The sequence below is a fragment of the Methylocucumis oryzae genome (genome assembly GCF_000963695.1).
Lineage (GTDB): Bacteria > Pseudomonadota > Gammaproteobacteria > Methylococcales > Methylomonadaceae > Methylovulum > Methylovulum oryzae.
In genome coordinates, this window is the sequence record NZ_LAJX01000065.1 from 21,080 (window position 1) to 30,112 (window position 9,033).

Here is a 9,033-nt window from a genome sequence, read left to right on the forward strand (position 1 = left end):
CGTCAGGCAATCCCTACCGGGAGACGGGGAACACAAAACTATGGGGTTCTGATTGGATGCGGTTTAATAGCTGACACGAAAGCCCACTTCCGCGCCAATACCAGCTTCAGGCGCAAAATTGCGCAAGTACGAAGTTGAGTTGCGGATGTTTTGGTCTAACAAGTTGTTACCCTTAGCAAAAACCATAAGCTTGGAATCTTGATAGGCTTTCACTTGGTAATTAACCCCGACATTCAATAGGAAATATCCGGCGGTCGTGGTTTCAAAATCCCCCGCATACGGCTGGTCATCAGCCCGGACGAAACGCAGATAACTGGAAAGTTTGTCTTGATTGTAATCCAGTTGCAAACCGTAACGTAACGGTGGCATACGAGGCACATTACCACCAGAATTGAATTCACCACGTGTGTAGTCGCTTAATAAGGTTAGCTCTAACAAACCATATTGATTTTCCATGACTGGGAAAATCAACTTAGCTTCGTAACCTTTGAAAGTGGCTTCGTTCTGACTACTTTGCAACACCGGTACGCAATAACTGTCATCACAATGTTCGCTGTCACCTTCTTCATCAACAAATTCACCGGTACGACGCTGATAGATATAATCGCTGGCCCAATTGTGGAACAAATCCAACTCAGCACGCATCCAGTCTGTTCTGAACCGGTAACCGAAATCGAGGTTGTAGGACACTTCTTCTTTTAACGAGGTATCCCCGCGTTCCCAACTACGCGTAGCATGATGAAAGCCATCAGATAGTAATTCTTGCACTTGTGGCGCGCGCGACGAACGGGTCACGGCGAAATTCAAAGTGTTGCTGTTGTTAAGTTTCCATAAGGCAGAAACCGAGGCACTAACCGGCGTATAACTAAAGCTTTGCATACCATCGGGGTGAATGTCAGTTTGTTCAACACGGGTACCGAATTGGTAAGTCACAGGGCCTGCATCAAAAGATTCCACAGCAAATACACCGTAACTCTGCACGTCCGAACGTGGCACTATGTTTTCTACCAGCGGTCCTTCATGTTCCTCTTCATGCTCGTCGTGCTCTTCTCCCTCATGTTCTTCGTGTTCTTCTTCGTGCTCATCATGGTTATGGGTATGGTAATGTAGGCCATGAAAATCACTGGATTGCGCTTGAAAGCCGACTACACCCCGCAAAGGTCCAATATTTTGATGTTCTAACTCAATGCGGCCTTCGTAGGTTTTATTGGTGAACAATGCACCTAATTCGCCATTGGCGATTTCGGTATGTTGATAATCGGTATAACCTAACCGAGTGCGTAATGCTTTAGCAAATGAGAATGGATTATCCCATTGACTCTTGAAATCGTATTTATTTTGCCGCATATGGATTTGCACAATTTCTTCGCCAGTGCCGTCGGGGGCAATGCCATAATTATTGTTGATGTTGTTTATCGAGGCACCAGCAAAACCAAAATCATCTATCCACGACAAACCAGCCGAGCCGCTGATAGCTTCAGCACCGGTGTTATTTAGAAAACCATAAGGATTATCTACCACATCAAGGGACGGGTCAGTGATAGCAACGTTAGTAACATCAATGCCACGACCGCCGATGTCTAAATTATTGCGATGCCGATAAAATCCATCCAAATGATAAGCAATATTGCCTTGACCACCTTCCACTTTCATGGCGGTACTGGTTTCATCGCTAGTAGAATCAAAGCGCTGTTCCAAGGCTGCCCCGACTATTTTGTCAAACATTTGGTCTGGGATACGATTGTCAATAACATTGACCACGCCGCCAATAGCACCGCTTCCATACAACAAAGTAGCAGGTCCTCGTAGCACCTCGATTCTTTCGGCTAATATCGGCTCAACGCTGGTCGCATGGTCAGGGCTAATCGCCGACATGTCATTAGCACCAATACCATTCTGTAAAACTCTCACTCTTGGCCCAGCCTGCCCGCGAATAACCGGCGTACCGACGCCTGGACCGAACGATTGGCTGCTAATACCTAATTCATTTTTTAACGTCTCACCGATGCTATGGCCGCTTTTTATCCGTAACTCATCATCACTGAGTACCGTCACTGGCATTGCGCTTTCAGATAATTTTAATTGCAAAGGCGACGTGACAATCACCGGTTCCAGCTCAGTAATGGCCTGATTTTCTGCTTGTACAGGCAAAGCAAGACTGCTCGATGCTGCTAGTAAAATGAGTTTTTTGTACATCTTTGTTCCTAAACTTAATAATATAAATGTTATATCGTCACATAGTTATGTTACAACTGATGTCAGCTTTCTTCCGATAACACCTTATGAACTGACCGCTTTGGCTGGTGCGCATAGAATTCAGACTATAAATTTCGACTGTCTTACACTACAGGATAAATCTGACTGCTAAAGCTTGCGACAGTGTTACTTTATAACATAACATTTATATCATGCCAATTTTTCTGATAGTTAAGAGCTGTTTAGCTACTATCGGCGAATGGCGACTCTTTATTTTTTCTTGCCCAACTTTTTATACTCACTATAAAGCCGCTTAGTTGAAACTAGATCGTCTAAAGTCGAACGCAGAACTTTATCGGATTTAAACAATTCTAGTAATTGTTGACCACGAGGATTATTGTTTAACTTTAACGCTTCTGAAATAACCCGCTCACGGAATTCAGAAGGGACTTTTTTTATGAAAATACCCTCCACCAAACGGAATACCATCTAATTGCGAAATGATTTGCAGCTTGGTAAGCAACTGCGGATTTAATTCTATAGCCAATTTATATGCATTTTGGTATACACAAGCCACGTCAGTTTGACCAAAGAATAATTTGAGAATAGCTTGGTTGGCCTTTTTCTCCCATAGAATGACATTGAAAACGCTTCTAAAGTCTTTATGGAAATTAGAGCGTGCCAAAAAATCTATATAAAGCTCAGCAACTGGATACGTTTCAACTAAAGCAAGCCGCTTGCCTAGCAGGGATTTAATAGTGTCAAGGCCTTCGTTTTTTCGGCTTAATACGAGTATACTGTCAGGATTAATGCCATTAACAGTCAGTCTAAAGCCATCTGCCAAGACATTATTATCAAATTCATTGGCAAAATTAAACGACGAGGCTACCGCAAAGTTGATTTCGCCTTTTTCGAAAGCCTGACGTAACGCAGCAACGTCTTCAAAAACAGTCACTGTCGTTTTTATGCCCACAGTATCGCCTAGTTCTTCCGAAAGCAATTTCACCGATACCTCCAAATCTTCTTTGGAATAATCCGGGAACGCTCGTGCAAAAAATCCTGCCCGTAAAGTCTCTACGGCAAACAAATCGTCTGCCCACACCTGACTTAGACTAGATACAATCGTTACCCATAAGCAACTGCAAATGACTTGACAGAAACGGCTAATGCTCATTTGGATTTTTTAAGGCGCTGATAATTATTAAAAAGTTGCCTAGTCCCGTTCAATTCAGCCGGTGTTGCCCGTATCGCATGGTCAGTTTTGAAAATCTCCAAATATTGCCGACCCCTTGGGTATGTTTCTAATTTAAGTACTTCTGCAATAACTTGCTCGCGAAAAACTGCATCAACATTTTTATGAAAAAAACAAGCGCTTTGCAGGATACCGTCAATATGGTCAATGATTTGGATTTTTTCGAAAATCTGCGGGTTTAATTCCCCAGCGATTTTATAGAAATTTTCGTAAACACTAACCACATCAACTTGATTAAAAAATAATTTAAGAATGATTTGATGAGATTTTTTTTCGCGGGGCATTTCTTTAAAAGCTTGCGGGTAATCTTTACGAAAATTAGACCTTGATAAATAGTTGACATAAAGATCAGCTGCCGGATCATTTTCTATTAAGCCTAACTTTTTGCCGCGCAAAGAGCTAAATGAATCCATGCCTTCATGCTTTCGAGTCAAGATTACTAACTTATCAGGATTTCCCCCAGACAAGATAAGTTTAAAGCCGTCAGCGATTAAATGGCTATCAAAGTCGGTGATGATAAGTAATGGCGATGCAAAAATGAGGTTAATCGTGCCTTTTTCAAAATCCTGGCGCATCGATTTAATATCGTCATAGATTGATATACTGGTACTAATATTTATCGACCGGCCCATTTCTTCAGTCAAAAGTTTTACTGAAACTTCAAGGTCCTCGCGTGAGTACTCATGAAAAGACGGTAAATGAAAACCTATTCGCAAGCTTCGTTCGTTAAATAAATCGTCCGCACGGGCAACATCGACTAATGTTATAAAGACGACCGCCAACATATAGCCCACTATTTGCGTAGCAAAAATTGTTTGCCTTCATAATGTACTCTGAACGGTCAAGTAATAAAGGTGCGCGCAGAGCGCCCTACCAAAAAACCGAAAACTTGACTGCTTGAAGTGTAACTGCGTTAAGTAGCTGCTATTTTTATGGCATTGAGGTTTTCGCTTCGACATTTTGCCCAATAAGGTATTCCAACGATAACAAGCCCATTGCCAACGCATAGCGCGAACGATAATAAGTGCCCTGAGCGAAGGTTTCGACAATTTGCGCCTCGATAACATCTTTGGTTTCCACTAATTCGTCTTGATAAGCACGTACATGCAATTGCCGGTTTTCACTGGCATAACCGACGGCTTCTTGACTGTCTTTGGTTTGCGCACTGGTACTTTTTATACTCAAAAATTGTTGTTTAACTTGCAAGGCAATGCCCTGCTCTAGCAAAATTTGCTGACTTTGCAGTTTGCGCTGTTGCGCCTTAGCATGGTTGACTTTGCCACTGGTTTGAAAACCATCAAATAAATTCCATTGCATTCCAATACCAATCGTCCAACCGTCGCGATTGGCGGTATTGGTCAACCCGGAATTGAAATCACTGGTAATGGTATGTGCCTCAGCTTGAAAACCTATCATCGGGTAATAACCGCTACGTGCTTCCGTGATTTGATCATCGCTAATCTGCACGGCGAGCTTTAACTGTTGAATATCAGGGTTAAAACGTTTGTGCGGAGTCTACTAATTGTTTTAAGCCTTCGCTTAACGGTGATGCATCTGTTGCTTCGTCTAAACGGTAGCGCCCATCCCATTCTTGCCCCATCGCGTTACCTAACGCTTCATGCGCGAGTTCGCGAGCATATTTAGCTTCACCTAGCATTGTGCGGGTAATCGCCGTTGTGGTTTTAGTGCGTAGGTAATCGGTTTTTTTGACTTTCATCGAACCGTGCTGGTAAAGCCGCTCGGTCAACTCTTCCAATACCTTAAACCGCTCTAAGGTATCGTCAGCTAATTGCTCCATTTGTAACGCAAACTGGGCTGCGTAATAATATTTTTTAACATCTCTAACCACTTCAAGAGTGGTTTTACGACGACTTTCTTCGGCGAGTTTGAGGCCTTTTTCCGCTTGCGCCACCAGCGCTTCCCTTTTCAATCCAGTAAAAATCGGGTAGGTCAGATTTATTGATGACGTGAGTACATCGCGGTCAAATAATTTAACATCCATGTTGATAGGAATAGCACTAATCGGTTTTGCTAGACCTGATTGTAGTGCTTGGGCATATTGCGGATTGCTTTGTGCAACGACAGAGGTTAAAGCCCCACCTACCGCCTGAGGTAAATCAAATTGCCCTTGTAACGTGTAAGTCCTGTCTTGATCGGCATGGGATGCATTAACTTCGGCGGCAATTCTAGGCCAGTACGCCGACATGGCTTGCTGATAAAGCGCTTCCGCCATTGCGACATTGGCATCTGATACGGATAAGGACTGATGCTTTTCTAAGGCTATGCGGATACAGTCTTCTAGGGTTAATTTTTGTCCGTCAACAGGTTCTGCACCTACTACAAACGAAGTCGAAGCCATGACAACCATGACAACAGCGGCTATGAATGAAGGCATAGTGTTAAGCATTAGAACCTGATAATTGTTTGCGGATTTGTAAAATTTCGTCAATATTTTGAATTAATATATCAACCAATTGGGGATCAAACTGGGATGATTTATTGCTTTCAAAATACGTGAGAATATACTCGATAGGCCAAGGTTCTTTATAAACCCGCTTGCTGCATAACGCATCAAATACATCAGCTATGCTGACAATTCTAGCCTCTAACGCAATATCAGCACCAAATAGTCCATCAGGATAGCCAGTGCCGTCATAGCGCTCATGGTGTTGGTGGGCAATCGTCGCAGCCATTTTTATTAAAGGCTTTTCAGATTGTTTTAACAAATTAAAGCCTATTTCTGCATGTTTTTTAACAATTTGATATTCGTCAGCCGATAATTTGCCCGTTTTGCATAATAGTTCATGCGGTAAACCCACTTTGCCTATGTCATGCAGAGAAGAAGCAATCTTTATCATCGTCGAATGTTCTTTATCGAGTCCGTATTTAGACGCGATTAATTCGGACATTAGCGCTACACGCTTAATATGCGAGCCGGTTTCATGACTATGATTTTCAATCACTTCACCCAAGATATAAATTAACTCTTTTTGGGTTTCAATCATCTCCTCATGCAATTGGATGATTTCAGTAATGTCCTGACTTAAAGCCATTATCGAGTGAATATCGCCTTGTTCATTATGAATACCCACAAACACAGTACTTAGAACGCGTTGCTCACCCTTTTTGTCCTTAATGTTGACAATCATCGAGCTATGGCCTTGATGCAAGGCTTTGTTTAATGCTTCTGCTTTAAACTCATCGCAGTTCTGAACTAACTGACAAAGAGAGTTCCCCTGTAATTCATCAGCAGTGTAATGAATGAGCGCACTAAAATTTTGATTAGCACTAATAATAGTGCCGGTAGTATCTATGACACATAGTAATGTGCCCACTTCCATAGCAGATTCATATTCACGCAGATAATGGTTTTGCTGTATGAGGTCTTGCTCTAAACCAATAGATAAGCGTTCAAATTTTTTAAACTGCTCGGTTATATCAACCAATAAAGCCACAAATTCTTCAATATCACCTTGATGGTTTACTATCGCGACGATTGTCACATCAACCACATAGGTGTCTCCGGTTTTACTTATTTGTTTGAGAACACCTTGCCACTTCTTTTTTGCCAGTACAGTGGTTTCTAAATCCTCAATTAGGGTAGCTTGACCTGTTTCGATATTGAATAAATAGTGCTGTCCTAACAGTTCTGCTTCCGAATACCCTGACAAGTTACAATAGTACGAATTGGCGTAGACGATAGTTCCGTTAAGATTAACCTTGGCAACAATAGCTTTAGCGTCAACCAGCAGTTTGTACTGCTCCAATAATTTACGGCTCTTTTCAACTTCGTGTACCCAATTGAGTTGTTCTGAAATATCACACAGCTTATTTAGTAAACGTTCGATACTAATCGGCTTAGTAATATAATGCTGAATGCCTAGTTCCAGAGAGCGGAATAAGTATTCCACATCATTGTAAGCGCTTAAAATGACTATGGGTTGGTCAGCATTGATAGCTTTGATGTCGGCAGCCATTGACAAACCGTTCATTTCAGGCATTTGGATATCAGTTACTACAATATCAGGACGATGCTCACGATATAAATTTAAGCCCTCCCGGCCATTTTTAGCGATATAAAGTTCAGCAACAAAATTTTCTAGCACGGATTGCAATTCTTCCCGCGTTTCTAAATCATCTTCCACATATAAAACTCGAACTGTGGACAAATTATTTATTTTGTCGTTATACACAAAAGTTTCCAATTAGATTAGTTAGGTATGCCAACAGCATTGTCGTTTACCTTTAAATTTGGCGCTATACATTGCTGCATCTGCGAATTTCAGTAAGGTTTGCGGGTTAGCGCTGTCCTCAGGATAAAGTGAAATACCGACGCTGACGGATATAGGTAATGAAATATTCTGTTCATCAATCGTAAAAGCAGTAGTATCAACGATGCGTTGAGCCGTATCAGTGATAACGTCTTTTGACGTGCCATTTAAGATAAGCGCAAACTCGTCACCACCTAGCCTGGCAACGGTGTCTACTTCTCTAACGCAACGCCTCAATCGATGGGCAATTTCAATCAGCACATTATCTCCCTGAGCATGTCCTAAATTGTCATTAATCTGCTTAAAACCGTCTAAGTCAAGAAACAATATTGCCAACTTGTAATTAAAATGTCTTGCCGAAGCTATTGCGTCATCTAGGCGTTGAAAAAATAATTTTCTATTCGCTAAACCCGTTAAAGGGTCGATTTCAGCGTCATGGCGCAACTCATACTCCAATTGTTTGCGCTCAGTAATATCTAATAGTAAAGCTACATAGTGGCTAACGCATTTATCTGCTTGTACCACGGAATTAATCATTGCTAAGACAGGAAGATAATCCGAGTTCATCTGGCGAACCGACAGCTCGCCTCGCCAATATCCCTTAGCATTCAAAGCAGCAACAATATCTTGTTGATAAGAGTAGTTTTTCAATAAATCAAAAACTGTCGTCATTTGATTATTCATTAAGTCAACCAAACTATAACCGGTTGTCTCACTGAACGCTGGATTAATTTGTATGATTTTATAATCAGCATCCATAATCACTACAGCTGCGCTGGTTGCTTGATAAAACAAGGCAGCAAGCTGTACATTTTCGTTTAATAAGTTATTCGCAATGTTTGCTATGCTCCAAATCACTTCAGCGACTGCCTGTTTGTTTAATTGAATGCTTTAGGTGAGTTAAATCGGTTAGTCATTACTATTCAAGTTTTATATTAATAAGTTAGGCTAAAGAGTATGCCCAAGGTCTTTCTATCAGATTGTGCCAATTCGCTGGTGTCAATTTAACAACTTTAGCGCGTTTATTTTAACAGAATAGTAAATATGATTAGAATAATTGATATGGTTAAATATGAATTTTCGGTATTTTTAGTAAAAATATAATCTCGCACCTTGGCTATGCACTTTAAACGAGACAATGCCGAGTAGGGACAGGGCGTTTAGAACGGCAGAAAACTGCTCCTGCGTTGCCCTACTACACGCCACAATACTGTTGATTTTAGCACCTAACTTGTTATATCTATATGATATTTAATAAATTTATTGCTTGTTATGGAAGTTGATAAAAACAGAATACTTGCTGCTAAATTTCTA

General features: G+C 41.3%; 7 protein-coding genes. All 7 read right to left on the bottom strand.

Going from position 1 to position 9,033, the window contains the following annotated elements; translation table 11 throughout:
- Positions 1-63: 63 nt before the first annotated feature.
- The 7 genes from VZ94_RS07310 to VZ94_RS30395 all read right to left on the bottom strand — a co-directional run bounded on the left by VZ94_RS07310 (position 64) and on the right by VZ94_RS30395 (position 8,577).
- On the bottom strand, positions 64-2,196 hold the full coding sequence (locus VZ94_RS07310) for a TonB-dependent receptor (RefSeq protein WP_045778731.1): 2,133 nt from the start codon (positions 2,194-2,196) through the stop codon (positions 64-66).
- Between the two features lie 439 nt (positions 2,197-2,635).
- Positions 2,636-3,370: a PhnD/SsuA/transferrin family substrate-binding protein gene (locus VZ94_RS07315; RefSeq protein WP_045778732.1), complete on the bottom strand. Its 735-nt coding sequence runs from the start codon at positions 3,368-3,370 to the stop codon at positions 2,636-2,638.
- On the bottom strand, positions 3,367-4,233 hold the full coding sequence (locus VZ94_RS07320; protein WP_045778733.1) for a PhnD/SsuA/transferrin family substrate-binding protein: 867 nt from the start codon (positions 4,231-4,233) through the stop codon (positions 3,367-3,369). The genes VZ94_RS07315 and VZ94_RS07320 overlap by 4 nt, the downstream gene beginning before the upstream one ends.
- Positions 4,234-4,378: 145 nt before the next feature.
- Complete coding sequence (locus VZ94_RS07325) at positions 4,379-4,936, bottom strand: TolC family protein (protein ID WP_082081448.1); 558 nt, start codon at positions 4,934-4,936, stop codon at positions 4,379-4,381.
- Positions 4,937-4,943: 7 nt separating this feature from the next.
- Positions 4,944-5,843 carry a TolC family protein gene (locus VZ94_RS07330; protein WP_157844873.1) on the bottom strand — a complete coding sequence of 300 codons (900 nt, stop codon included), beginning with the start codon at positions 5,841-5,843 and terminating at the stop codon, positions 4,944-4,946.
- A 4-nt stretch (positions 5,844-5,847) separates the two neighbouring features.
- A complete protein-coding gene (locus VZ94_RS07335; RefSeq protein WP_204369075.1) occupies positions 5,848-7,593 on the bottom strand; it encodes an HD domain-containing phosphohydrolase in 1,746 nt (581 codons plus the stop codon).
- A 69-nt stretch (positions 7,594-7,662) separates the two neighbouring features.
- Positions 7,663-8,577 carry a sensor domain-containing diguanylate cyclase gene (locus tag VZ94_RS30395; RefSeq protein WP_052700299.1) on the bottom strand — a complete coding sequence of 305 codons (915 nt, stop codon included), beginning with the start codon at positions 8,575-8,577 and terminating at the stop codon, positions 7,663-7,665.
- Between the last annotated feature and the right edge of the window lie 456 nt (positions 8,578-9,033).